This is a genomic window from Sneathiella glossodoripedis JCM 23214 (assembly GCF_000616095.1).
Taxonomy (GTDB): Bacteria; Pseudomonadota; Alphaproteobacteria; order Sneathiellales; family Sneathiellaceae; genus Sneathiella; species Sneathiella glossodoripedis.
The window spans coordinates 228,968-253,865 of record NZ_BAMS01000002.1 but is presented as its reverse complement, the minus strand read 5'-3'; the positions used below and the strand labels follow the sequence as shown (position 1 = coordinate 253,865).

At 47.8% G+C, this 24,898-nt stretch carries 20 protein-coding genes and 5 pseudogenes; 7 read left to right on the top strand and 18 right to left on the bottom strand.

From position 1 onward, the window contains the following. Positions 1-20 precede the first annotated feature (20 nt). From coaD to JCM23214_RS20000, 5 genes and pseudogenes are all read right to left on the bottom strand, one after another. Positions 21-535 (bottom strand): annotated as a pseudogene (coaD, locus tag JCM23214_RS26640) (pantetheine-phosphate adenylyltransferase). 55 nt (positions 536-590) lie between these two features. Beyond that, complete coding sequence (gene gyrA, locus JCM23214_RS09270; protein ID WP_025898703.1) at positions 591-3,335, bottom strand: DNA gyrase subunit A; 2,745 nt, start codon at positions 3,333-3,335, stop codon at positions 591-593. A 181-nt stretch (positions 3,336-3,516) separates the two neighbouring features. Continuing rightward, positions 3,517-4,098, bottom strand: coding sequence for a potassium transporter TrkG (locus JCM23214_RS26635; RefSeq protein ID WP_369405901.1), 582 nt, complete (start codon positions 4,096-4,098; stop codon positions 3,517-3,519). A 123-nt stretch (positions 4,099-4,221) separates the two neighbouring features. After that, positions 4,222-4,787: pseudogene (locus tag JCM23214_RS26630) on the bottom strand (TrkH family potassium uptake protein); the annotation flags it as partial. A gap of 279 nt (positions 4,788-5,066) precedes the next feature. Beyond that, the gene (locus JCM23214_RS20000; protein WP_025898700.1) at positions 5,067-5,339 is read right to left on the bottom strand and encodes a DUF6356 family protein; all 273 of its coding nucleotides are present in this window, start codon (positions 5,337-5,339) and stop codon (positions 5,067-5,069) included. Between the two features lie 142 nt (positions 5,340-5,481). On the opposite strand from JCM23214_RS20000, the gene JCM23214_RS09250 reads away from it, so the two are divergent. After that, positions 5,482-5,931, top strand: coding sequence for an Lrp/AsnC family transcriptional regulator (locus JCM23214_RS09250; RefSeq protein ID WP_025898699.1), 450 nt, complete (start codon positions 5,482-5,484; stop codon positions 5,929-5,931). Positions 5,932-5,984: 53 nt separating this feature from the next. Here the strand turns inward: JCM23214_RS09250 and JCM23214_RS09245 are convergent, their stop codons facing one another. The 4 genes from JCM23214_RS09245 to JCM23214_RS09225 form a co-directional block, all read right to left on the bottom strand. After that, entirely contained in the window at positions 5,985-6,197 is a 213-nt protein-coding gene (locus JCM23214_RS09245; RefSeq protein ID WP_148301827.1) for a hypothetical protein, read from the bottom strand. Positions 6,198-6,626: 429 nt separating this feature from the next. Then, complete coding sequence (locus tag JCM23214_RS26625) at positions 6,627-6,860, bottom strand: pentapeptide repeat-containing protein (protein ID WP_369405900.1); 234 nt, start codon at positions 6,858-6,860, stop codon at positions 6,627-6,629. Positions 6,861-6,989: 129 nt separating this feature from the next. Then, positions 6,990-7,241: a hypothetical protein gene (locus tag JCM23214_RS09230; RefSeq protein ID WP_148301826.1), complete on the bottom strand. Its 252-nt coding sequence runs from the start codon at positions 7,239-7,241 to the stop codon at positions 6,990-6,992. A gap of 353 nt (positions 7,242-7,594) precedes the next feature. After that, entirely contained in the window at positions 7,595-8,368 is a 774-nt protein-coding gene (locus JCM23214_RS09225) for a pentapeptide repeat-containing protein (protein ID WP_025898694.1), read from the bottom strand. 606 nt (positions 8,369-8,974) lie between these two features. Here JCM23214_RS09225 and JCM23214_RS19995 point away from each other — a divergent pair. The 3 pseudogenes from JCM23214_RS19995 (at position 8,975) to JCM23214_RS19985 (ending at position 11,627) form a co-directional block, all read left to right on the top strand. After that, a pseudogene (locus JCM23214_RS19995) lies at positions 8,975-9,987 on the top strand (ABC transporter substrate-binding protein). 67 nt (positions 9,988-10,054) lie between these two features. Further along, a pseudogene (locus JCM23214_RS19990) lies at positions 10,055-10,820 on the top strand (ABC transporter ATP-binding protein). After that, positions 10,813-11,627 (top strand): annotated as a pseudogene (locus JCM23214_RS19985) (ABC transporter permease). The pseudogenes JCM23214_RS19990 and JCM23214_RS19985 overlap by 8 nt, the downstream one beginning before the upstream one ends. A 64-nt stretch (positions 11,628-11,691) precedes the next feature. On the opposite strand, the gene JCM23214_RS09205 reads toward JCM23214_RS19985, so the two are convergent. The 4 genes from JCM23214_RS09205 to JCM23214_RS22375 all read right to left on the bottom strand — a co-directional run bounded on the left by JCM23214_RS09205 (position 11,692) and on the right by JCM23214_RS22375 (position 15,399). After that, positions 11,692-12,654, bottom strand: coding sequence for an MBL fold metallo-hydrolase (locus JCM23214_RS09205; RefSeq protein ID WP_025898693.1), 963 nt, complete (start codon positions 12,652-12,654; stop codon positions 11,692-11,694). A 191-nt stretch (positions 12,655-12,845) separates the two neighbouring features. Next, positions 12,846-13,757, bottom strand: coding sequence for an AMP-binding enzyme (locus JCM23214_RS25940; protein WP_267879405.1), 912 nt, complete (start codon positions 13,755-13,757; stop codon positions 12,846-12,848). Positions 13,758-13,780: 23 nt separating this feature from the next. Beyond that, positions 13,781-14,722, bottom strand: a complete 942-nt coding sequence (locus JCM23214_RS22380) for an AMP-binding protein (RefSeq protein ID WP_051548111.1) — start codon at positions 14,720-14,722, stop codon at positions 13,781-13,783. Positions 14,723-14,811: 89 nt separating this feature from the next. After that, complete coding sequence (locus JCM23214_RS22375) at positions 14,812-15,399, bottom strand: TetR/AcrR family transcriptional regulator (RefSeq protein WP_148301825.1); 588 nt, start codon at positions 15,397-15,399, stop codon at positions 14,812-14,814. A gap of 87 nt (positions 15,400-15,486) precedes the next feature. Between JCM23214_RS22375 and JCM23214_RS19970 the strand changes: the two genes are divergently transcribed. Continuing rightward, entirely contained in the window at positions 15,487-15,921 is a 435-nt protein-coding gene (locus tag JCM23214_RS19970) for an NAD(P)H-dependent oxidoreductase (protein ID WP_199899459.1), read from the top strand. 157 nt (positions 15,922-16,078) lie between these two features. Here the strand turns inward: JCM23214_RS19970 and JCM23214_RS09185 are convergent, their stop codons facing one another. From JCM23214_RS09185 to JCM23214_RS09175, 3 genes are read right to left on the bottom strand one after another with little or no spacing between them, the layout of a single operon-like run. Next, complete coding sequence (locus JCM23214_RS09185) at positions 16,079-17,218, bottom strand: thiolase family protein (RefSeq protein ID WP_025898691.1); 1,140 nt, start codon at positions 17,216-17,218, stop codon at positions 16,079-16,081. Further along, complete coding sequence (locus JCM23214_RS09180) at positions 17,215-18,669, bottom strand: class I adenylate-forming enzyme family protein (RefSeq protein ID WP_025898690.1); 1,455 nt, start codon at positions 18,667-18,669, stop codon at positions 17,215-17,217. Before JCM23214_RS09180 ends, JCM23214_RS09185 begins: the two co-directional genes overlap by 4 nt. Continuing rightward, positions 18,650-19,363, bottom strand: a complete 714-nt coding sequence (locus JCM23214_RS09175) for a nitroreductase (RefSeq protein WP_025898689.1) — start codon at positions 19,361-19,363, stop codon at positions 18,650-18,652. Before JCM23214_RS09175 ends, JCM23214_RS09180 begins: the two co-directional genes overlap by 20 nt. A 155-nt stretch (positions 19,364-19,518) precedes the next feature. Here JCM23214_RS09175 and JCM23214_RS09170 point away from each other — a divergent pair, with 155 nt between their 5' ends. Beyond that, positions 19,519-20,715 carry a serine hydrolase domain-containing protein gene (locus JCM23214_RS09170; protein WP_025898688.1) on the top strand — a complete coding sequence of 399 codons (1,197 nt, stop codon included), beginning with the start codon at positions 19,519-19,521 and terminating at the stop codon, positions 20,713-20,715. A 52-nt stretch (positions 20,716-20,767) separates the two neighbouring features. On the opposite strand, the gene JCM23214_RS09165 is transcribed toward JCM23214_RS09170, so the two are convergent. Together JCM23214_RS09165 and ssb are read right to left on the bottom strand one after the other, a co-directional pair. Continuing rightward, entirely contained in the window at positions 20,768-21,190 is a 423-nt protein-coding gene (locus JCM23214_RS09165) for a GNAT family N-acetyltransferase (protein WP_025898687.1), read from the bottom strand. Positions 21,191-21,267: 77 nt separating this feature from the next. Then, the gene (gene ssb / locus JCM23214_RS09160) at positions 21,268-21,777 is read right to left on the bottom strand and encodes a single-stranded DNA-binding protein (RefSeq protein WP_025898686.1); all 510 of its coding nucleotides are present in this window, start codon (positions 21,775-21,777) and stop codon (positions 21,268-21,270) included. A gap of 198 nt (positions 21,778-21,975) precedes the next feature. On the opposite strand from ssb, the gene uvrA reads away from it, so the two are divergent. Then, on the top strand, positions 21,976-24,888 hold the full coding sequence (gene uvrA, locus JCM23214_RS09155) for an excinuclease ABC subunit UvrA (RefSeq protein WP_025898685.1): 2,913 nt from the start codon (positions 21,976-21,978) through the stop codon (positions 24,886-24,888). Positions 24,889-24,898: the final 10 nt, after the last annotated feature.

Below are 24,898 nucleotides of genomic sequence, written 5' to 3'. Positions count from 1 at the left end.
CCGCCTTCTGTGGCGGATGCTTAACTATTTTTTTCCGCGTTTAAAAGTGCAACGCGCTCTACAATCGCCTCAGCCGTACTCTTGGAGACGAATTTGGAAATATCTCCATCCAGAAACGCAATCTCTTTCACCAAAGAAGAGGCGATAAACTGATGCTGATCCGACGCCATCAAAAAGACGGTTTCAATTTCGGAGTTCAGCCGGCGGTTCATTCCCACCATCTGGAATTCATATTCAAAATCCGAGACAGCCTGAGACCACGAATAATCACACTTGCATTACATTCTTCTGCAAAATGCATCAACAGGTTATTGAAAGGTTTCACAACAAAGTTGGTATCCGGAAACTCCTCAATCATCTTTTCAACCATGGCGCATCGCTCGTCCACATTAAAAAGCGGGTTTTTTCCAGGGTTCATGGCAACGCCGATGACAAGTGTGTCTACAAGTTTCGCAGCGCGCTTGATTATATCGTAATGACCCAGGGTGATAGGGTCAAAAGTACCCGGATACAGACCCGTACGCTCAGTGTTCATTCGGAGTTTCCTTTCAGATTTGCTATTTCTTCGCTAGCTTTTATCTGGAAGCACCCTACTGCTGGGCATCTTCCTCATTGGTGCCGGATCCCGCTCCTGTCTCCGCGTTTTCCGACTGTTCCAGATCATCGTCCATTTCATCTTCTGATTTTGCTTCAATCAGAGCTGTCACAGATACGACCTGCTCTCCCTGGGCTGTTTTAAACAGGGTCACACCCTGTGTATTACGTCCGGCAATCCGAATATCCGAGATTGGAGTACGGATCAATTTACCACCATTTGTCACCAGCATGATCTGATGTTCAGGTGTAATTGGCATCGTTGCAACAACCTGGCCATTACGAGCTGATGTCTCAATATTGATGATACCCTGTCCACCACGATTTGTGACGCGATATTCATATGCGTTGGTGCGTTTTCCATAGCCATTTTCTGTAATGGACAACAACACTTCTTCCTGCGCATAAAGCTCTTCATACCGTTCTTTGGAAAGGCCTGATAAATCAGTTACTTCACCTTCTTCATTGATCGATTTTCTAGCTTTGAGATACGCATCTCTTTCTTCTGTATCCACGTCAACATGCCCCAAAATAGACATGCTCATTACGCTATCACCTTTCGCAAGCTTCATGCCGCGAACACCGGTGGAGTCGCGCCCCTTGAACAAACGAACATCTGTCGCTTGGAAACGAATACATTTACCACCGCGAGCCGCAAGCAGAACATCACTTTGTGATGTGCAAAGCTGAACGCCAACGAGCTGGTCGTCATCGTCAAGCTTCATCGCAATCTTTCCGTTCGATTTCACGTTGGAAAAATCACTCAGCTGATTGCGCCGCACGTTACCTTTTGCTGTTGCGAACATAACCTCATAGTCATTCCAGCTTTCCTCTTCTTCCGGTAAAGGCATAAGAGTGGAAATAACTTCCCCATCCTCAAGCGGAAGCAGATTAATGATGGCCTTCCCCAGACTGGTCGGTGATCCGAGCGGCAATCTGTAAACCTTCATTTTGTAGACGCGACCAAAGGATGAGAAGAACAGAACGGGCGTATGAGTATTTACAACAAAGACCTGCGTTACGAAATCTTCATCACGGGTCTGCATCCCCGCCCGGCCTTTTCCGCCCCGGCGCTGTGGCCGATAGGTTGAAAGAGGTACGCGTTTGATATAGCCCTTGTGACTTACGGTCAGGACCATATCTTCGCGCTGGATCAGGTCTTCGATATCATGTTCAAATTCATTTTCTTCGATGACAGTCCGACGTGGATTGGCATATTTTTCTTTCATTTCAAGAAGTTCTTCCTGAATGATGCCAATCAGCCTTGGTCGGCTCGACAGAATATCCAGATAATCCACAATCTTCTCGCCAAGCCCGGTCAGCTCATCGCCAATTTCATTCTGGCCAAGCGCTGTCAAACGTTGCAGACGCAAATCCAAAATGGCGCGAGCCTGAAACTCAGACAAGCGATAGGTACCATCTGGATTAATCGGATATTCAGGATCATCCACAAGACGGATAAGCGCATCAACTGACTGCGCGGGCCAATCCCGGCCCATCAATTCAGCACGTGCTGTCGCCGGATCCGGCGCTTTACGGATCAACGCGATCACGTCATCAATATTGGCAACTGCAATTGCCAGACCAATCAAGACATGAGCCCGCTCACGAGCCTTTTTCAATAAATACTTCGTCCGCCGGGTGACAACCTCTTCACGGAAATCAATAAAGGCTTCCAGAAGTTGCTTGAGGTTCATCATTTCAGGTTTGCCGCGATTAAGCGCCAGCATATTCGCACCGAACGATGTCTGCAGCGAAGTAAACCGATACAGTTGGTTTAACACAACTTCAGCGACGGCATCACGTTTGATTTCAATTACAACCCGAACGCCATGGCGATCAGATTCATCGCGAAGATCACCGATGCCCTCAATTTTTTTAGACCGCACAAGCTCTGCAATCTGCTCGACCAAACGAGCCTTGTTAACCTGATACGGGATTTCGGTCACAACCAGAGCCTGACGATCTTTTCGAATTTCTTCGATATCGACCTTGCCCCGCATGATCACAGAGCCACGTCCAGTTGTCAGGGCGTTTATTGACCCCGAACGGCCAAGAATGACGCCACCAGTCGGAAAATCCGGCCCTGGAACATATTCAATCAGCTCTTCAGGGGATAATTCAGGCTTTTCAAGCAGTGCAATAGACGCATCAATAACTTCGCCCAGATTATGCGGCGGAATATTGGTGGCCATACCGACGGCAATACCCCCGGCCCCATTCACCAGCAAATTTGGATATCGTGCAGGAAGTACGGATGGTTCGCGTTCTGAATCATCATAGTTATTAACAAAGTCGACAGTTTCCTTGTCGATATCATCAATGAGGCTTTCCGCAGCCTTTTCAAGGCGGGCTTCCGTGTAACGCATGGCAGCGGCTTTGTCGCCATCCATAGAGCCGAAATTACCCTGCCCTTCCACCAGCGGCAGACGCATGGAAAAGTCCTGTGCCAGACGGACCATAGCATCATAGATCGCACCGTCACCATGGGGGTGATAGCGACCCATCACGTCACCAACCACACGGGCTGACTTTCTGAACTGTTTATCGGAGGTATAGCCATTTTCATACATGGCATAAATAATCCGGCGATGAACCGGTTTCAGACCATCACGAGCGTCAGGTAACGCACGAGATACAATCACACTCATGGCATAATCCAAATAGGATTTGCGCATTTCCTCTTCAATTGTAACGGGGACGATGTCTTTATCGCTCGGAGGCAGAGTTATGTCGTTCAAGGCACACTTCCAGAAATTAAACAGCTCTGTCCAATCCCACAGAGCCAGAAATCTTTATACTATTTGACCCAAGCGGCCATCTGGCGTTTCAGGCAACACAGTTCTACAAGATATTGCGTTCCTTAGCAACCTATTGCAACTGCGAAAACCACCTTTTCAGAACCAAGCAAGTGATTGCTACTCAGGAGCGCCAAAAACGCGGTGACAGGAAGATAAGAAGTGTAAATATCTCGAGCCGGCCAAGGATCATTTCAAGTGACAGAACCCATTTTGCCAGTTCCGGAATGTCGCCGTAATTTCCTGCCGGTCCGATAATTTGCCCAATCCCCGGACCAACATTTGTGATAGCCGCGGCAGACCCGCTCACACTGGATTCGAAATCCATTCCGAGCGCCATCAGGATCAGCGCAAACACGACAAAGGTGAGCATAAATAGAAACACGAAACTGGCAACACCGGTGAAAACACCGTCGGAGATTTTTTTACCATCATATTTTTCGGCGAAAATACCATTTGGAAAAATCTGGCGGCGTACCACCTGTCGGATCATTTTGGCGCTAATAATAAAGCGCATAATTTTGATCCCCCCGGTTGTTGAACCTGTACATCCACCAGAAAATATCAGAAAAAAGAACAGCATGGCTGTAAAACTGCCCCAGCCGGAATAATCCGATATGGCGAACCCTGACGTAGTCACCACAGACACCACACTGAACGTCGCATGCAAGATGGCATCGGCCGGCTTGAATTCCAGCTCATTCATCAACCACAAAGTCAGCACCGAAATAACTGCGATCAGACCAAACACATAAACACGGATTTGCTCACTGGAAAATTGCCGCGTTCTCAGCGCGCGAATATACCAAAGAAAGGGAATACTCCCCAGGAACATGAATATTATGCAGGTCCATTTGATCCACGGGCTCTCAAAATATCCAATTGATGCATCGTGGGTGGAAAAGCCCCCGGTTGCCACCGTTGTAAAAGCATGAGCAATACCATTAAATACTGTCATGCCCTGCAGGATATAGGCAAAAGCACAGACTATCGTCAGAACCAGATATACCACATGGTCGTCGATGCCAGCTTTGCGGCAGATGGCAATTCCTTTTCTGACGTTTCGGAGCTTTCCGTACGAAACAGCTGCATTCCGCCAATCCCCAGAAATGGCAATAACGCAATAGCGGTCACCACAATTCCAATGCCGCCGAGCCACTGCAGAAAAGCGCGCCACATTAATATGCTGTTAGGCAAATCGTCCAGCCCCACAAGAACCGTCGCGCCCGTGGTGGTGATACCTGAGGTTGCCTCAAACACAGCATCAGACAGGCTCATCCCATAGATCCAGAATGGTAGGGTTGCCGCTGATGTCAACGTGACCCAGATTGACGCTGTTAAAACGAAAATCTGTTTATTGGAAAAGCGGATTGATCCACCTCTTGCGGCCAGCATCAAGCCAAGCCCCACAAATATGATCATCCCAAACGCTTTGAGAAACGGCTGATCCGCTCCGCGATTTAGCATCTCAATAATGAGAAGCGGCAAAGAGATAATGGCCAGCACGGCACCATTTACAAACAGTATTGGTCGCATTGTCCCCTAAGCCATCGCATGAGCAGCAATTATCAAGCCCCCTGAAGAATTTCCAGTGGCGATTTATGCGCCCTGACACCAGCTAGGTCAATGACTTTTAAATATAGAACACAGATGATTGCGCGCCAACAACATGGGTTAAATATGGAAAAAGGAAGCCGCATCACTGGCAGATATGTCACCTTTATCAGAAGTTTTGACCACCCGGTTGGAGACCATGCGCGAATACAGTTTTCGAATTATACCGCCGGCCGTTTTTTCAAATGCAAAGGGAAGCAGTGCATGAATAAAAGCGCACAGAGCGGCAAGAAGCAGCCAAATGCCAAAACCACCAGACATCTGCATATGCTCCAGATAGGTCTCATTTACAGAACTTGGATGATCGGTAAACAGGTTCAATGGGTTTTGCATAATTTCCTCGCAATTGTGTCTCATCACTTAACTGCCTTCAGTGTACCTCTTACAGCGGAACATTTTTCCCAAAATTGACTAATTATCGCAAAAATGCGAAACACAATTATCAATATTTATCAATTTTCGGGAAATATGTTTCATGGATGATCTTGATCGAAAAATTATTGCCCATCTTCAAAAAGACAATCTAATCCCCGCCAATGAATTGGCTGAACTGGTTGGATGTTCACGCACAGTCTGTTGGCGCCGGATCAAATCTTTACAGGAAACGGGCATTATCCGGGCCAATGTTGCCTTGCTGAACCGGGAAAAGGTCGGACTGCCCGTAACCGTCTTCGTAAATGTCAAAACCAGCTCCCATGACCCAAACTGGCTTGAAAATTTTGCGACCGTCGTCGAACGATTTCCGGAAATCACGGAATTCTATCGCATGAGCGGAGATGTGGATTATCTGCTCAAGGTCGTGGTGCCGGATATTGCTTCCTATGACGAGTTTTACCGCCGCCTCATCCAATCCATTCCCTTAAGTGATGTGAGCAGCAATTTCGCCATGGAAGAAATCAAATTCACAACTGCATTGCCAATATGAACCTGCCCATTTCACCGGCCCGCCAATAACTAGAATGTCTCCCGGTAAATCATCTAGTTGGGCACCTGCCCCCTGTTACTCCATTCATCAACGCCATCCGCGATTATACGCCGCCCTTCATCCGTGATCTCCTCACAGGCATTGAAATGAAACAGGAATTTTTCGCCAGGCTCCTGCAATTCGGTGCTAACTTTGCTAAAAATGGACTCTTTAAACCTCGCGATTACTTGAGACAAATCATATTGCGGTTTTTCTTTATAAAGCACTCTAGAATCAATGATTTTGCACACCTCAAACAGTGCGATATTTCCACCAGAAAAACCCAAATTACCGCCCCGGATCAAAAGCTTCTAAATTATAGAAATGGGTCTATGTCAAAGCGGAGTGCGCAGTCTCTCATTATGGTGTAGTAACAACGGATACTCCTCGGCGCTATTTCGTCAATCCGAACCCTCTGGAGATTCAGATTTTCAAAAACTGTATGCTCCATAATAGAGCTGGTAAACTCAACAAGCTCAAAACGCGATCTACTGAACTCGGCAAAACTTCACCGGTGGCTGCGTCAATTTCCACCAAATGGTGATCAGGCAGCGTAGCTTTAAATCGGCAATCGTCTAAATGAGTATAAATAAATTGCACTTCATTCAAGCAAACCTCCTCAAAAGTCGCTCCAATAGCAGTAACATGAGAAAAAATTATTCAGATTGCAATTGATAAATTTGCACCTGACAGGGTGGCGTGATTAAAGGATACAGTATCAGTTCATAATTTTCGAAAGTGGCGCAGATCAGATTTGCTGACCCAAGTTTTGCCCCCTTGAGGCTGCAATCACTGAATACGCTATTGGTCAATTGTGAGCAGGAGAAGTCCGTATTATCCATCTTTTGATCAGAAAATCTGCTGACCTGAAGGTCAAAACCCTGAAAGATCCCGCCTCATGACAAAGCCATCTTTATAGTCGTTCAAGCCCTCGCAAACTTCTACTTTCTTATCAATGTGGAGGACCAATCAAATCACAATTCTTAAACTCGACTTTGTCAGGATCGACACCATACAAGTTATGGCTTACTTTTCAGAATACAGTTGGAAAACAAGAATCTTTTAGACCCAGTGTTTTCATGCGCTTTGATTGCCTGACTTTCTGGTCCTGTCTGTGATTGAAGTCCCGGAACATAGAATGAAAAATGCCGTGCTTTAAATTTCTCAAAGTGGCAATAGTTTAATAACGCATTGGTTACTGTGAAATTATTAAAACCTATGTCGCGACCAAAGCAATCATGAATTTCAAGTTCCCGATATCCATTATCCATGAACTCCCACCCGCTAAGTGAACAATTAATCATTTTTAGCGATGCTCCAAATGCGGACGGCCCCTTATCATATTCAAGGAACTTAGCCACTGTACTTCCCGCAAACCAAAGTCGTGATAATTTGACGCACAACGCAGCTTTCCGGAACTAGGTAGTTATTCGGCTTAACGGCTCACTTAAGAAAGAATTTTTGGAATGTTGCATTTTCATTTCAAGAATGCGCCAAACCGCTAGGATCAAGGTTAAGTCAACAACAAATTGACCTGAATCTTAATAATTCAGGTCAGGATTTATAAGTTGCAAATGACGCTTCTGTAACAAGAACCACAGACTTATTACCCAAAACTACCAGCTCAATTACAGTTACGAATTTTACAGTCTACAAATTCAGGCTTTTGGCAATTCTCTCCTGTAAATACGATTCTGTTAATTTGGCATCTGGTAAAGCTTGTTTTTTCAAACCCCGTCGTGTCAAAAAATACATTGCATAAATTACAGTTCTCCAAATTCCATGCCTTGATTTTACCGCCATTGAATTTGGTCCAATAAAACTTGGAGTTAATAAATTGACTTAACCCAAGAAAATCGAGAACCACTCCAGCCAGATCTCTTGTCAATTCGTCCGCCAATAAATGTTTTGTTTCTTCGGAAGCATTTGAAATCAAAAATACATTTTTAAATTTAGTTTCCGTAAGTTTGGTGCTATCGAATTGGCCTGCAATCATTTCAATATCTTCGAAACGGGATCTCGAAAGATCAGCTTCACGAAAATCACAGTCAACAAAACGGCAATCACGCATTTGAACTGCCACTACGCTGGAGCCCGTAAAAGTTGAATGCTCTACTTTACAATGGTTTATTTTGCATCTGAACAAATCAGAGTTTGAAAAATCTGCCTCTTGAAAATTGACATTCTCAAAACTCGCTTCCCTTAATTTTGCTCCAGACAAATTCGCGCCTGAAAAATCATATTCTTTATGAATTATAAGTTTCTTAAGATTGGTATTTTTTAAATCAGCATTCTTCAAACTAACGTTTTTACGAACCGCCTCCTCTACGCATTCCTTGATCGTGTGTGCACCAGGCGCAGAAAAAATGACTTTACTATTTGTGTCCTTTATTTCCATCTCTACATCCTTTTGGGTCAACGCTAATTCCTTCCAAAAGACGGATGCAAAACATCATATGTGAACTTGACTTTGGAAGAGCTGTAAGGGTTCCCGAATGCAATCGCAGAGATCTTTTAACTCTCATTCTCAAGCGACTAATCTAAAAACTTGCCTTCTATGACTGATCCTTATCAAGTTTGAAGGCATATACAGTTTATCTATGGGGAAGCCATTCCTTATGAAACACAATTCCTGAATTCCGGTTTTTGTAGATCCGCCCGATTCAGTAACACTCTATCCCGTATGGCAAATTCAAGACACTGACTTTGAGTATTCCCCTTAAAGCTAACGTATACTGATTTTCCGTCCAGATCATAAAGTTCCATTTGAACACTTTCCTCGACCTACTTGTCCTAATAAGCAGAACGCATTCAATTGGCAGTTCATGAAGGCAGCCTGTCACCGATACTGGTTTTTCATAGCCGGATCCTTGATCAATTTTCCGCATTCCTAAGATAAATTCGTCTTCTCGATTGATTGATCTCAATCAATCGCGTAGGTTTTGAAAAAACAGTTCAGTAAAAGGGGAGGTTTCACCTTATGAAAACATCTAGATTTGCAACAATGACCCGCCGGGCCCTGATGGGAGCCATTGCTAGTGCTGCCGTATTTTCTGCACTTGCTACGCCAACTCTTGCCGCTGACAAGGTTACTGTTGGCGCGCTGCGCTTCACATCCCACTCACCAACCTTTATTGCCTATGAAAAAGGCTATTTCAAAGATGAAGGGCTGGATGTTGAGCTTAAATTTTTTCAAGCGGCTCAACCAATAGCGGTTGCCATCGCCTCAGGTGATATTGACTTTGGTGTCACAGCTTTGAGCGGTGGCTTTTACAGCCTCGCCGACAAAGGGGCATTGAAAGTAATTGGCGGCCTGATGGCAGAACAAAAAGGGGCACCGGGTAATGTAATTCTCGCCTCCAACGCGGCATATGAAGCGGGTCTAAAAACCCCTGCGGATCTGAAGGGCAAAAGCTGGGCCATGACCCAACAAGGTTCTTCTTTTCACTATATGGCCGGCATTATCGCTGAAAATAATGGTTTCGCAGTTGATGATCTGAAACTTAAACCACTGCAAAAAGTGGGATCGATGATTGGCGCCCTGAAATCCGGTCAGGTTGATGCAATGGCGATCGTTCCACATATTGCTGCGGCACTTGTCAAGGGCGGTGCAGCCAAGGAAATCGGCAAAATTCAGGACATGTCTGACTATCAGGTGACAACGATTTTCACCTCAACAAAGAATACGACAGACAACAAGGATGTGGTCAAACGCTTCCTCAAAGCCTATTCAAAAGGTATTGCTGATTATCAGGCCGTGATGCGCAATCAGGACAAGGATCCTGCGGCAACGGAGGCCATGGTTGATCTGATCCACAAATATGTCTACACCAGCCGTCCCCTCGAAAAAGCTGCCCCTTCCATCAAGCAGGTGCGGTTCATCTTAACGAAGGGGCTGCCCTGAATGTCGCCGATGTGGAGCGTCAGCTCAATTGGTTCAAAGCGAACAAACTGGCGCCAGCAACCCTCACCCTTGATAAAATGGTTGATGCCAGCTTTGTGCAGACCATAAAATAACACCCTGGGCCGACCCAGACTTTCGGGCGGCTATCGAGCCGCCCGTTTTTTATGTACAGGTAACAATATGGATCTTCGCCTCAGCAACATCACACATTCCTATGACAACCGGGAAGTGCTCAGCGGTATTGACTTCGATATCAGGGCGGGCGAAATCGTTTGTCTCATCGGCTTCGGGCTGCGGCAAATCAACACTTCTTCGCTTTATGGGCGGGCTTGAAAAACCGGATCGGGGTCAAGTTCTTCAACTGGGAAGTGCACCTGCTGAAAGTCTTAATCCGCTGACATATATCTTTCAGGATTTCGCTCTTCTTCCCTGGAGAACTGTGAAAGGAAATATCAGTCTGGTACTGGAAGATCACGGCATTCGCGGCAGCGAAGCGGAAAATATTATTGCAGACGTACTGGCTCGGACAAAGCTGTCAGACTTTGAAAACGCCTTACCCAAACAGCTCTCTGGCGGAATGAAGCAGCGCGTTGCTATTGCGCGTGCGCTTGCGGTGCGCCCGGCCTGCCTGTTGATGGACGAGCCATTATCAGCGCTCGACAGTCAAACCCGTGAATTGCTGATGGATGACCTTATGGATCTATGGTTGAAAGAAAACTACACGGCCTGCTATGTGACCCACAACCTGAACGAAGCCGCGCGGCTTGGTCACCGGGTTATTGTTCTGTCACGACGCCCGGGAAAAATTCGCGAAATCGTAGACATTGACATCCCTTTGCAGGACCGTCAGTCGCATCCTCAATTGCTGGCAGACAAACAGAAATATCTATGGGAGCTTATGCGTGAAGAAGCCATGGCTGCGGATATGGAGTTAAGCCATGTCTGAACAGATTAAAAATGCTGAACAAGGCGCCTCTCCCGTGCCGTATCGCGGTGGCGGGTTTCGCCCAAAGCCGGTGCGCATTGTGGCCCCTATCCTATTTGCCTTCCTGATCGGATTTTGGGAATTTGGCGCAGCAATTGGCTGGATCAGTCCACTTGTACTTCCCGCCCCTTCAGAAGCTTTTGCCGCCTTCAAAGAACTCCTCAATTCAGGTGACCTTGCGCGCCATCTGGGCGCTTCCTTGCAGCGGCTTATATTCGGATGGACCGCCGGGTCGCTTCTGGGAATTGCTTTTGGAATTGCCGCCGGCCTTTTCACCCTGGCGCGCGGCGGAATTGTCCCCTTTGTCGCGGCAATCTTTCCGATACCAAAAATTGCCCTGCTCCCACTCTTCATCATCTGGTTTGGAATTGGTGAAGAAAGCAAAATTGCAACGATCCTTTTTGGCACTTTCTTTCCAACGGTTATCGCTGTTTATGGCGGCATTGACAATGTGGACCGCAATCTGATCCGCATGGGGCAATCCTTCAATTTGAAATGGTGGTCAATTGTCTGGAAAATCATTCTTCCAGGCGCCCTGCCCGCCATACTATCGGGCTTTCGGATCTCGCATCCATTGCCATTATTCTACTCGTTGCGGCGGAAATGATTGGTGCAGAATACGGTGTCGGGGCCTATATCCTGCTCGCAGGTAATCTGATGGCGATGGACCAGCTTGTTGCAGGTGTCGCCATTCTATCGATCATGGGACTGATTGTCAGCTGGCTGATTGGCCGGGCAGAAAAGCTGTTTCTTCGCTGGCGCATATAAGTGTTTCAGGCACCGACCAGCGAATAGCGGTGCCTGAAACTGACCATCCAAATTTTCCAGATATTCAGCACCCGCTTGCGCAGGCACCACTGGCTTCAAACGCCATAACCCGGCCACTCAGCGGGACATATACAGGCGCTTTTGACGCTTTTATAAACTGATCAGTTCGACTGCCGCCGACGACAACTCCATCCTTTGTTGCCGCTTCGTTGGCATGGGATGCGATAACTGATACGGGCTGGATTAATTCATTCACCACATAGGCAGCCTCTTGCGGACCTGTTGTAAAGGTGTCTCCAATGTTTAAAACAACAAGCTTCGCTTTATACTGATCTGCAACGACAATTTTTTGCTCGGCGGTTACGCCAGTATCTCCGGACAGGTAAGCAACCAGTCCATTACTAAAAGTAAGCACATATCCGGTGGGCGGACCGGCATAGGCTGTCAATCCAGCATCATCCAGATGTTTGCCAAGATCTCCGCCAATCATCGCGCCGGCAACACCATTGGAATGGGCAGCCGGTACCGTTGTGATGGTCACACCGCCCACCTTGCGACTGGCCCCAAATCTGACCAATAGCGACTTTGAGGGGTCCCCACCAATTGATTTCAGTTTTGATGCAAAGAATTTTGGCATCTCACTGCCTGTTACTATGACCGCTCCTTTTTCATGGGCAATCTGAACAGAATTCGTTGTCGGTAGCACAACATTGGGAAACTCGGGTTTGCCGCAATCACCCTCTTTCTCAGCAGCAATTGTCCGATCGCCAACATGATCTCCATGCATGTGCGACACCAGCACCGCATCAATTTTACCAAGGCGCGGATCAGTGGGGCCCGCCACGGTTCTGCCTGCGTCATATAAAATTCTGGTGCCATCCGGGTCTTCAAAAATCATTGCCCTGTCCAAATGGCAAAACTCCCCCTTAGTACTACCTAATGGAGTTACCTTGACCTCACTGGCAAATGCTGTGGCACCAGTCCATGCCCCCATCAATACACATGCAAAAACGGATAGATGTTTCATTTTCGCCCTCCTGGCAAATTAGCGATGCCCTGATCAAAAGATCAGGTTTTTATTCATTTTGCGCCCACGGAGAAAGCAACTGATCAGTGTTGATCAGCAAATAACTGACCAACTTGACCATATCATACCCCTGTTAAATTACGAAACGGAGCCTTTGAAGGATCAGCTATTTGTGATCACCCAAAATCACCTCAGTCATGCCTGTCAATTTCATGGGCGACCGTAAAAGCACCAAGCCGTTTTCGAATTTCGGCAAGACATTCTTCATCTGCCTGCGCCCCCACTCTCACTATTGCTGTCATGCCGGTTTTCGCTCTGTTCGTCATTTCAATCGTGACCTTGCCAGCCTTATCCTGCAAATCGCTCAGAACGGCCTCAAAAACCTTTCGCGCCGCGTCTTCGCGCAGGGCCGGTTTGAATATTTTGCCAACGCCGGTAAGCGGCATCTCTTCAATCAGGATAATTTCTGCTGGATTGGCCGCTCGCTCCTGAATTCTTTCACGTGCGAAAGCAGCCAATTCCTCTTCACTCACAGAAAATCCCGGTTTCAGTTGTACATAAGCAATGGGCATTTCTCCGGCATAATCATCCGGGCGTCCAACCGCCGCGGCCAGTTCCACAGCAGGATGTTCATGCAGCGGCTCTTCTATCAGGGCTGGATCAATATTATGTCCACTGCGAATGATCAGATCTTTTGATCTTCCCGTTAGCCAAATATATCCATCAGCGTCAATGCGTCCAAGATCACCTGAATTCAACCAGCCATTTTCTAAGAATACACCAGCGTTATGTTGATCTTGCGCATAGCCAGCCATGGCACAGGTGCCACGCATGACAATAACCCCAACCTCATCTATTTCGGCATCCCTGACATAACTGCCTTTCTCATCGACAATTACCGCTTTGATTTGCGCATAAGGTTCCCGAATGCCAACAGAGCCAAAGCGGAGTTCGCCGTCACGTGGCATCAGTGTTGTGTAAGAGGTCACCTCGGTCATGCCGTAGCCTTCCAGCATGGGAACACCGCTAATACGCGTGATCGCGTTCAAAACTTCAAGTGGCGATCCTGAACCGCCCGTAATTCCGATCCGCAAGCTTGAAATATCCGCACCATTTACAGGGACATTCAGCAGGCAGATAACACAGTTGGCACCGTTCCCAATATGGTGAGACCAAATTTCTCAACCAACCGCCAGTAATTCATTACAAGGGATGGCCCTCGCCACCCCAAGGGGCTTGCAATTACCAGTGTGGAGCCTTGGCATAAAGGAACCAGACCCCCAACAATCGATCCACTGATATGAAATAGCGGCAAGCCCGCAATCATAATATCACGCTCCGTATAGCCAACCAGAAATCCGGTGGCAGCAAGTTGGATCAGTTGCATTCGATTTGTGTGAGGGACCAGTTTTGGCACACCGGTCGTACCTCCAGTATGGTAATACCCCACCACATCATCCAGTCCGCGATCGGGCAAATCAACTATCTCAGCATCTGTCTGAGCGTTCATTTCACTTGCAAAGGATCGAAAACGTTTGCCATCACAACCCGCACCGCTGCCCACCACAAATACAGCTTTCAAATCCGGAAATTCATCGGCAATCGCTCGAGCCTTTTCCCAGATTTCATTACTGACGTCAGGTCCCGGTACAATCAGAACCTTGCTGTTTGCAGCTTTCATAATTCCAATAATATGTGCGGGCTCAAGCAGCGGATTGACCGCATTTACAATCCCTACCGCTTCTGCACCGATCAGCGTGAATATACCCTCCGCGGATTGCGGTAACAGATGCGTAACCGTCTCATCAGGCTTTAACCCGGCTGCCAGCAGCATATTCGCAACTTGATGGACACGCCCTAATAGCTCACTATAGCTGATATGCTGACCATCCCCCATTACATCATCCGCGGGCTGAACAATAAGGGCATCCTTATCAGTAAAATTCTCTGCTGTTTGACGAAACGCTGAATAGATCGTCTGCGGCTTCAGCCATACCTCCTCCGGCGTCTGTTCAAAGGCAATTACGTCCTGCAAGTTGCGTAATGGCTGATCCAGTGATGGCGTCATATTCTCCCCCGTTTATTATTTTTTTATAATAGGGAGTATGCCGGTCTTTGGACCAAAATCAAAGGCTGAAATGGAGGGCAATACTGCCTTTAACGAAGCCAGAGTTTAAGTTTTTCCTCAAAGGCAGCCTCTGCCTCTCCAGCCGTTTTATACTGACCGCTCAATCGATAGGAAGCAGCTTGCACCACAAACGCTATACAACCTTCTGCAAGATTGCTTGCACTCGTATCTGCCCGAGCTTCTCCTCCTTCTTGCAGGCGTGCCACCAGCATATTCAGCAGTTCCTGCAACTCGCTGCAGTCGTCGCCTGTGTCAAAATCAAACCCATCCATTGGCACACCGGAAAAATAGTGAAACAGCTCGAAGATGACCCGCTCCCGGCTTAACAGATGCATCATCGGGTATAACGACTTTATGAAATCCGCCTGCGATATGCTCTGCTCATTCATCAATCTTACAAGGGTCGCCACAGTGCCATCAAATTCTTCGCAAATCAGGATGAATAACAATTGATCCTTGTCACCAAAATGGGCGAACAACGTTCCCTTGGCAACGCCTGCACTGGCCACGATTTCTTCAGTCCTGAGCCCCTCATACCCAACCTCAAGCACCATTTCCCGGGCAACATCCAAAATTTTATTTCGAGTATCGATGGCTCTTTTCTGCGGTTTTTTCAATTTATTTCTCTTTGGCACATTTTTTATCTTGAAATTGACCGTGGTCAGTTTATTTAAAAATGACTACGGTCAATTAATAGGTTTCCAATGACATCTAAACATATACTAGCACTAAACGGCCATCCAGCCGACAATTCCCTCTCCTCCGGATTAATTACTTCCTATCAACGCGGCGCAGAACAAGCCGGCCACCAAGTCCGCCGCTATAATCTGGGAGAAATGACTTTCGATCCCGATTTTGGTGACGGAAATTATGAGCACAGCAAACCTTTGGAAGAAGGCTTACAGAGATTTGTAGAGGACCTGAAATGGTGTGATCATTTGGTCATCGCAATGCCCCTTTGGTGGGGAGGTATACCTTCAAAACTTAAAGGATTGATTGACCGTACTTTATTACCCGGAATAGCGTTTGACACTCGCAATAAATCACTGTTGGGACTGCCTGCGCCCCTGCTTACCGGTAAAACCGGAAGTATCCTGCTGACATCAGACACCCCCTCTTGCCCTGTCCGTATTTTATAATGCAGCCGTTAAAAAGCAGATGGAACGACAGGTGCTCAAATTCGTCGGTATAAAACCGAAGAAATTCAAAAATTTTGCACCCGCAACGGAAGCACCCGAGGAAAAGGCGCAAAAGTGGTTTCAATCCGCTCATAAAATGGGATTAAAAGCAGCGTAATCACGGTTGTCGCAAGAGCATGGCGCTCCCAAGCCCACCTGCAGCAGCGATGGCCGAAATCCCGTTGCTGCCCGCAGGAAAGGCTTGTAATTGATGATACAGGCGAACCACGTTTATCGCCCCCGACGCCCCAATCGGATGCCCACGTGCCAGCGCCCCGCCGCCCAAATTGAAAGGTTGCCCTGCAAGCCCACTTCTATGCAGGCACACCATCGCCTGTACAGCAAATGCCTCCATCATTTCTACAACATCAATCTGCCCTGCACTCAATTCACTTTGATCCAACAAAGCTTTCAAAGCTGATATAGGCGCCAGAGCAGGGTTTTCCGGATCTGCTCCACATGTTGTATATCCCGCAATTTCACAGGGATTATTTAGGTGACCAGTATACTCTGATACAACATTTTCACTCACGACCAGCACAGCCGCTGCGGCATCGGCCTTCAACGCCGTATTTGCCGATGTCAGCTCATATCCTGCTTCACCAGCAATGCCGGGCAGCCGGTCACATAATCCCTTCCCCAGCGCCCGTGTCGCCCCGTCATTGACCTGTCCCAGAAGCGGGACAATTTCGGCGCCAACCTGTTCGCGGAATTTAAGCGCCTTTTGATGGCTTTCCATAGCAAAATCATCCTGCAGGCTGCGACTGATCTGTAAGTCCTTGGCAAGTCTCGCTGCCGCTTCCAGCATGTCCGGATCACGGTCCGCCCACGGGGTAAAAGCGGGACGTTCATATTCCGCATCCTGCTCATTTGCAGTTTTTGCCCGGCGAATACGGCGCGGGGCACGGCTATATGACTCAACGCCCCCTGCAACAATGACGTCTGCAGCACCACTTTTCACAATTTCGCTAGCCAGACCAACTGCATCAAGCCCAGCGCAACATTGGGTATCAACGGTTAAAGCGGAAACTGACTCCTTCAACCTCGCATCCAGCGCTGCAACTCGTGCGACATTTCCCCCTCCTGACAGGGCATTTCCCATAATCACCCGGTCTACCCTACTTGCGTCCATATCCGCATCCTGCAACAGGGCCGTTATCACCGGTGAGAGCAACTCAAAGGCTTCCAACTCCGAAAAGGCCCCATTAATGGGCATGACGGCGGTCCGTCTGGCTGCGATGATAAAAGCCTCACTCATAGGTATCTCCTAAGCTTATTGGCCAGATATAATTTTTTCAATTTTGGAAAATCTGTTTTCTGTGAATGCGTTAGCGGCCAATCTTCACATATGAAATAATCTGTGGGAATCATATATGGCGGAAGGGTATCACGCAATTGACTGCGAATATTACGAAGCTTTAAGGGGGCTGAAATTTTTAGTATCGCGACAATTCTGTTTTCGCGCAGTTTATCTTCCACGCCAAAAACCATGGCAGCCTCAATCCCCGCGATTTCGCTAAGCGCTGCCTCAATTGCCTCCGGATGAATATTTCTCCCCGACACCTGAAAAAGCCGATCCATCCGCCCATCAATATAAAGCTGACCTTCTGTATCCAGATGCCCTCTATCACCTACCGATAAAAACCCGTCCTTAAACCGACAGCCAATTCGTGTCGCTACTCCTGTATCCCCTACATATCCCTGAAACAGAAACGGGCTTTTCACGTAAATTTCTCCAATCTCCCCCGCCGGTACCGTCTCGCCCTCTTCGTCCAGAATACGAACCTCAACAGATGGCATAGGCAAACCAACCAGATTTTGCGGGTCTTGGCCCTTTATTTCACGAGCTGAAATGTAGGATAATTCCGAGGTCCCAAAAAACTCAAAATGCTTCGCATGGCTGAATACAGCTCCCATATCCTCCAACCATTTATCAGGAAATTTGGAGCCTGCGGATAAAGTCATTCGAACCGATTTTAGCTGAACCCCATCTTTATTTGCCTGATCCAGCAACGCTCTGTATTGGGTTGGGGTGCCGTATATAACCGTCGCCGTGCAATCCACACAATCTTGAAGCAGTCGCCTGGTATGAAAACCATTGGCCAAGTACACCGTCGCCCCCAAATACAGGCCACGTATAACGCCATATAAAGGCAGGGAATGAGTTAAACTTCCCATGACAAAGAAGATATCGCCCTCTTTGAATGAAAAATATTCCTGATCAGAGAGAAAACTCTCCAGCCAACTGCGTTGATCCCGCACAAAGCCTTTTGGAATACTACTGCTTCCTGACGTGAAACCGGTATAAAAGGCGGCGTCAATGTCAAACTCCTCAGCCTGTACAGGCAAAATTTCTGCACTTCCTAAAAATTCTGAAATTGTGTTTTCATCCACAATCATATCCGGCCTTATTCTTTTCAGAAGAATTTCGATCTGACCAGCTGGCCAGTCCGGGCTCAAAATACAAACATTAACGCCCACAAAGGTTGCGCCCACAAACAGACAAGGCAGCTGGGTTCCATTGGTTAAAATAACAGCTACGGATTTACAGTTATGCTTTTTGAAAACAGATGCCCATTGGCGGGAGTGGTTGAAAAACTGTTCATATGTCAGTCTCTCGCCCCCGCTAATGATGGCGTGCTTCTCTGGACTGGCAGATGCAATCTGACGCAGACGTGAATGAATTGGCTCAATCTGGTTCTTGGTCATTTTCTGCCACATGCCAGGCGACATACTCGCTTAAGTCCGCTCGCACACGCGTCCTTTTATTCAACGGGTGCTCCTTGTCTTCATATCCAAGCGCCACACCGCAAACAACCTTTTGCTCCGAAGGTAATTTCAAAACCTTTCGCACCACATCGGCGTAACTGATAAAACTCGCAGCCGCACAGCTTGCAAGCCCCAACGCTTGGGCTGCTAACAGAATATGACTGATATAAATTCCCATATCCACATAAGAGCCAGCTTCAAGCTTGCGATCCATAGTCAGGATTAACCCAACAGGCGCCCCATGAAACTCGTAGTTTCGCATTTGCTGCCTCCGCCGGGCTGCAATATCGCGCCGTGCAATACCCACACATGCATATAAATCCTCACCGGCTTTTTTTATTCTATCCGTATAGGGTTGGAGCGTCTCCCTTGGATAATAGGCATAGTCGTCTTTCGCCTGACTTGGCTTTGCGCTATAGGCGCTCTTTAAGGCCTGTGATAACTTATCTTTTGTAGCTCCCGTCAAAACGTGAACCTGCCAAGGCTGCATATTTCCGCCACTTGGCGCCTGTGAGGCCAATTCCAGAATACGAACAATCAGCGCAACGGGCACAGGCTTTTCACTGAAAGCTCTTACAGATTTTCTTTCATAAAACAAGGTATCGAAAATCTGCTCATTCTGTGTATCCGTCATAATCCTTCAACGCCTGCTTGTCTGCGAAGCTCTTTCACTAGCAGAAAATTCAGCTGATGCGGAACATAATTCTTTGAATAGCAGTTGCTATAACACGCCAATATTATAAGCTGAGGCTAAAACAACGAAAAGTAATGATAAAAGGGAGAAAACAAATGCGTCTCGGTGTTTTACTGTCAGTAGTATTTTTATACCCCACCCTGCTTTCAGCCCATGAAAGGGTTGACCCGGCTTCAGTCGGGCTATCGGTCAGCGAACTCGCCCCGCTTGAACAGGCAATTAGTGATGATATTGCAGCCGGTGCCCTTGGCGGCGCGACACTATCCATTATGAAAGATGGAAAGCTCGTCTACCACAAGGCTTACGGTACCCGTGGTAAAGGTGCGAGCGAAGGTCCTATGAGGACGGATGATATTTTCCGCATCTACTCAATGAGCAAACCCATCACCTCTGTCGCCATTATGAAATTACACGAAGATGGTAAGCTGAACATTAAGGATCCACTGCACAAATACATCCCTGAGTATAAATCTACAACGGTCCTCGTGAATGGGGCAAAGCTGCCCCAGCAGCAGCCCATCACAATCGAAGACCTGCTCCGCCACACCTCAGGGATTGTTTATGGCTTCTTTGGCGACACTCCGACACGGACCGAATATAAAAAGGTCAATCTGTATGATCCCGCCCAGACAAATAAGGATATGGCGCTCAAACTGGCATCTCTTCCTCTGGAACACCAGCCGGGCACCAAGTGGGAATACAGTCACTCAACTGATGTTCTGGGTCATGTAATTGAAATCGCATCCGGGCAAAGTCTGGGTGAGTATGTAGAGGCCACCATCCTCAATCCACTTGGCATGGAAGATACCGGCTTTCACGTACCAGAAGATAAACAGGACCGTGTCGTCGAGCCACAATATCCCGGACTTCTCAACCCCATGATGAAATCTGCCTACCAGTCCGGTGGCGGCGGAATGCTCTCCACCGCTGATGACTATCTCACCTTCACCAGTATGATTCTAAATGGGGGCAGCTATAAGGGCGTTCAGATCCTTAAACCTGAAACAGTTGCCATGATGACAACAGATCAGCTCGGCGGCATAACACCGGGGAACTATAACCTGCTTGGCCAAGGATACGGTTTTGGATATGGCTTTGCGGTCCGAACCGATCCTGTCGCTGCGATTGCCGGTACTGTTGGTGATTACTGGTGGGGCGGTTATGCAGGAACCTATTTCTGGATCGATCCCGCTCATGACCTGATTGTTGTTTACATGATGCAGGCACCCAAGCTACGGGCACCTTACAGACCTAAAATTCGGGGTGCTGTATATCGTGCGCTCAACAATTAAAACGCTGCAAACAGTCTGTTTCAATCAAAGGCCGCAAATTCTGCGGCCTTTTTCACAGCGTTTTTTGAAAACTGATCTTGGTGGTTTGTGTATCAAAACCAGTTATCTCATACCCATTTCTGATTAATAGTCGCAGCATGGCCGGAAACCTATTCATGGATTTCACCTGAATATATTCATACCCTATCAAGCGTATGTGTTTTTCCTGCGCCTCAAGAAGAAGTTGTGCGGCGCCCCTGCCCCTAAATTCAGGCAACACTCCCCCAATCCAGCTATGGAATACTTTTTCATCCAAGGCGTAGCCGACCTTGTATCCGATGGGTCTGCCATGTTGAACCGCTATCAAGATCAAACTTTGTCGATCAGCAAGTCGGGCTTCGATACGCTCCTTGTCATTGCGCTTCTCGAACTCCTTAATATGCGCATCAATCAGTTCCACATCCGCGCTTGATCCGTTCTTAATTTCAAAATCCATATTGCTGTAATCCTTGCGGGATCAAAAAAACCCGGCGCTAGGCCGGGTTTTCGATCTACTGACTTTCCGCGCTAAGCCTAGAAAGGAATATCGTCATCAAAATCGCCGCCGCCGGCTGGACCGCCACCAAAACCGCCGCCCTGACTGCTACCACCAAAGCCACCGCCTTGACTACCGCCGCCAAAACCACCGCTCTGATTATTGCCACCAAAGCCGCCACCTTGTCCACCCTGACCACCAGCACTATCCAGCATGGTCAGATTTGAATTGAAGCCCTGCAGAACAATTTCTGTTGAATATTTGGTGATTCCATCCTGCTCATACTGGCGGGTCTGCAACTGGCCTTCCAGGTAAACTTTGGAACCTTTGCGTAAATAATTTTCAGCAACTTTACACAGACCTTCGTTAAAAATGACCACGCGGTGCCATTCGGTCCGTTCACGCCGCTCCCCACTATCACGGTCCCGCCAGCTTTCTGACGTTGCAATCCGCAAATTACAAACCGGCTTACCGTTTTGCATATGCCGAATTTCCGGATCCGCACCCAGATTACCAACCAGAATTACTTTATTGACGCTACCTGCCATATCCCAATGCTTTCGATTCTTAAAAGGTCATAAATTTGCGCCAAGTCTAACGGCAAGATCGTCACCTGACCAGTGGAAATAGAGGAATTTGTGAATAAGAACAAAAGAACAACATATTTTTTGCGAAGGGGTGGAAATTTATGTCCGAACAGGATAAGTTCCGCGCAAAGCTACCCTCATGGATCCAGGTAATTACACATGCATACAAAAATCAGCGTCCGCGGCGCGCGGGAACATAATTTGCAGAATGTGAATGTCGACATCCCTCGCGACAAACTGGTGGTCATCACTGGCCTTTCAGGTTCTGGTAAATCTTCCCTCGCCTTCGACACCATCTATGCCGAAGGTCAGCGGCGCTATGTGGAAAGTCTCTCCGCCTATGCACGCCAGTTTTTGGAAATGATGCAAAAACCTGACGTGGATCATATTGATGGTCTCAGCCCGGCTATTTCAATCGAGCAGAAAACCACATCGAAAAATCCGCGTTCAACCGTCGGTACGGTTACGGAAATTTATGACTATCTGCGACTTTTATATGCGCGTATCGGTGTTCCTTATTCACCGGCAACGGGCCTGCCCATTGAAAGTCAGACCGTTAGCCAGATGGTCGATCAGGTTCTCACCATGGGGGAGGGCAAACGCCTTTATCTGATGGCACCCATCGTGCGCGGACGCAAGGGCGAATATCGCAAGGAATTCCTCGACCTTCGCAAACGCGGTTTCCAGCGGGTCAAAATTGATGGTGAAATATACGAAATCGAAGATGTTCCGGAGCTGGACAAGAAACTGAAACATCATATAGATGTCGTGGTCGATCGTGTTGTCCTCAACGAGGATATCAAAACCCGTCTGGCGGAAAGCATTGAAACCGCCCTCGATCTGGCAGATGGCCTTTTCGTTGCAGAGGATGCAGACACTAAAGAGAGAAAAATATTCTCCGCCAAATTTGCCTGCCCTGAATCCGGCTTCACCATCGAAGAAATTGAACCGCGGATCTTTTCCTTCAATAACCCATACGGGGCTTGCCCATCCTGCGGCGGACTGGGCACGGAAATGTATTTTGATCCGCTACTGATCGTACCGGATGTCACGTTATCATTGCGCAAAGGCGCTATTGCACCCTGGTCCCGCTCTGCAACACCTGCGCCCTACTACATGCAAACGCTCGAAGCATTAGGCCGCCATTATGGATTTGATGTCGATACCCCGTGGGAACATCTGGCCGAAGAGCATCAGGAAAAAATCCTTTTTGGTACTGGTGACGAAAAGGTCCAGATCACATTTGATGATGGCATGCGGACCTATAAGACAAACAAACCCTTTGAAGGTGTCATTCCAAATATAGAACGGCGCTGGCGGGAGACTGACAGCAGTTTTGTTCGCGAGGATATGGAAAAATATCAGGACAAGACCGACTGTAAAACCTGTAATGGCCACCGACTGAAACAGGAAGCTCTCGCTGTCAAAATTGACGGACTGAACATCGGCGAAGTTTCGAAAAAATCAATTCTTGATGCTCGTCAGTGGTTTGAAGAATTGAACGACAAACTGGGTGAAAAAGACAAATCCATCGCCGAACGCGTATTGAAGGAAATCAACGAACGGCTGGGTTTCCTTGTCGATGTAGGGCTGGAATATCTCACCCTTTCTCGCGGCTCGGGTACACTCTCTGGCGGTGAAAGTCAGCGCATTCGGCTGGCTTCCCAAATCGGATCAGGTCTGACAGGGGTGCTTTATGTACTGGACGAGCCTTCTATTGGTCTGCATCAGCGGGATAATTCACGACTGCTCAAAACATTGGTTAATCTTCGCGATCAGGGGAACTCCGTCCTTGTCGTGGAACATGATGAAGAAGCCATAATGACTGCAGACCATGTGATAGACATGGGTCCAAAAGCAGGTAGCCACGGCGGTCGCCTCATTGCACAAGGCACACCCGAGGACATCATGAAGGTTGAGGAAAGCATCACCGGCAAATACCTCTCCGGTGAAATGGAAGTTCCTCTGCCCAAGGCACGTCGCCGCCAAACGGCCGCGCGTCAGCTCAAAATCGTCGGAGCCCGACACAACAATCTGAAACGGGTGGATGTAAACATTCCACTTGGTACATTCTGCTGTGTCACTGGCGTATCCGGAGGTGGTAAATCCTCCCTGATCATTGAAACGCTGTATAAAGCCATTGCCAAAAAGCTCAATAACAACCGCAATCACCCCGGCCCACATGACCGGATCGAAGGGATTGAGTGGCTGGATAAAATCGTCGATATTGATCAAAGTCCGATCGGACGGACCCCTCGCTCTAATCCAGCAACATATACAGGCGCCTTTACACCCATTCGTGAATGGTTTGCGGGCCTGCCAGAGGCCAAGGCCCGTGGGTATAAATCAGGCCGCTTCTCTTTTAACGTCAAGGGCGGACGCTGCGAGGCGTGTAAAGGAGACGGGGTTATCAAAATTGAAATGCACTTCCTGCCGGATGTTTACGTGCAATGTGATGTCTGCAAAGGCAAGCGTTATAATCGTGAAACACTTGAAATCACTTTCAAGGATAAAAGCATTTCAGATGTTCTCGACATGACAGTTGATGAAGCGGTCGTCTTCTTCAAAGCTGTTCCTGCGGTTCGTGAAAAGTTTGAAACACTGCAGCAGGTCGGCCTTGGATATATTCATGTGGGGCAGCAAGCCACGACACTCTCTGGCGGTGAAGCACAACGTGTCAAACTCGCAAAAGAATTATCCCGTAAGGCAACTGGCAGAACCCTGTATATTCTGGACGAACCAACAACGGGTTTGCATTTTGAAGACGTTCGTAAACTGATGGAAGTCCTGCAGGCTCTGGTGAATACGGGTAACAGCGTTCTGGTCATTGAACATAACCTTGAAGTTATCAAAACCGCTGACTGGATTGTGGATATGGGCCCCGATGGTGGTGATGCAGGTGGATATCTGGTAGCTGAAGGAACCCCTGAACAGGTGGCCGAGGTTAAAGAAAGCTACACCGGTCAGTATTTGAAAGAGATACTGGCAAAAAGTCCTGCGGTTCCCGTTGCCGGTAAAGATGACGCCAAAACAGCCAAGGGCAAGAAGACAAAAAAACCAAAGGTCGCTTGATCGGCCTTTT

Coding starts and splice junctions, on each gene's coding strand:
- JCM23214_RS26635 (WP_369405901.1), bottom strand. CDS start 4,098: ATGAATGAGCTGGAATTCAAGCCGGCCGATGCCATCTTGCATGCGACG.
- JCM23214_RS20000 (WP_025898700.1), bottom strand. CDS start 5,339: ATGCAAAACCCATTGAACCTGTTTACCGATCATCCAAGTTCTGTAAAT.
- JCM23214_RS09250 (WP_025898699.1), top strand. CDS start 5,482: ATGGATGATCTTGATCGAAAAATTATTGCCCATCTTCAAAAAGACAAT.
- JCM23214_RS09230 (WP_148301826.1), bottom strand. CDS start 7,241: ATGGATAATGGATATCGGGAACTTGAAATTCATGATTGCTTTGGTCGC.
- JCM23214_RS09225 (WP_025898694.1), bottom strand. CDS start 8,368: ATGGAAATAAAGGACACAAATAGTAAAGTCATTTTTTCTGCGCCTGGT.
- JCM23214_RS09205 (WP_025898693.1), bottom strand. CDS start 12,654: ATGAAACATCTATCCGTTTTTGCATGTGTATTGATGGGGGCATGGACT.
- JCM23214_RS22380 (WP_051548111.1), bottom strand. CDS start 14,722: ATGACGCCATCACTGGATCAGCCATTACGCAACTTGCAGGACGTAATT.
- JCM23214_RS19970 (WP_199899459.1), top strand. CDS start 15,487: ATGACATCTAAACATATACTAGCACTAAACGGCCATCCAGCCGACAAT.
- JCM23214_RS09185 (WP_025898691.1), bottom strand. CDS start 17,218: ATGAGTGAGGCTTTTATCATCGCAGCCAGACGGACCGCCGTCATGCCC.
- JCM23214_RS09180 (WP_025898690.1), bottom strand. CDS start 18,669: ATGACCAAGAACCAGATTGAGCCAATTCATTCACGTCTGCGTCAGATT.
- JCM23214_RS09175 (WP_025898689.1), bottom strand. CDS start 19,363: ATGACGGATACACAGAATGAGCAGATTTTCGATACCTTGTTTTATGAA.
- JCM23214_RS09170 (WP_025898688.1), top strand. CDS start 19,519: ATGCGTCTCGGTGTTTTACTGTCAGTAGTATTTTTATACCCCACCCTG.
- JCM23214_RS09165 (WP_025898687.1), bottom strand. CDS start 21,190: ATGGATTTTGAAATTAAGAACGGATCAAGCGCGGATGTGGAACTGATT.
- ssb (WP_025898686.1), bottom strand. CDS start 21,777: ATGGCAGGTAGCGTCAATAAAGTAATTCTGGTTGGTAATCTGGGTGCG.
- uvrA (WP_025898685.1), top strand. CDS start 21,976: ATGCATACAAAAATCAGCGTCCGCGGCGCGCGGGAACATAATTTGCAG.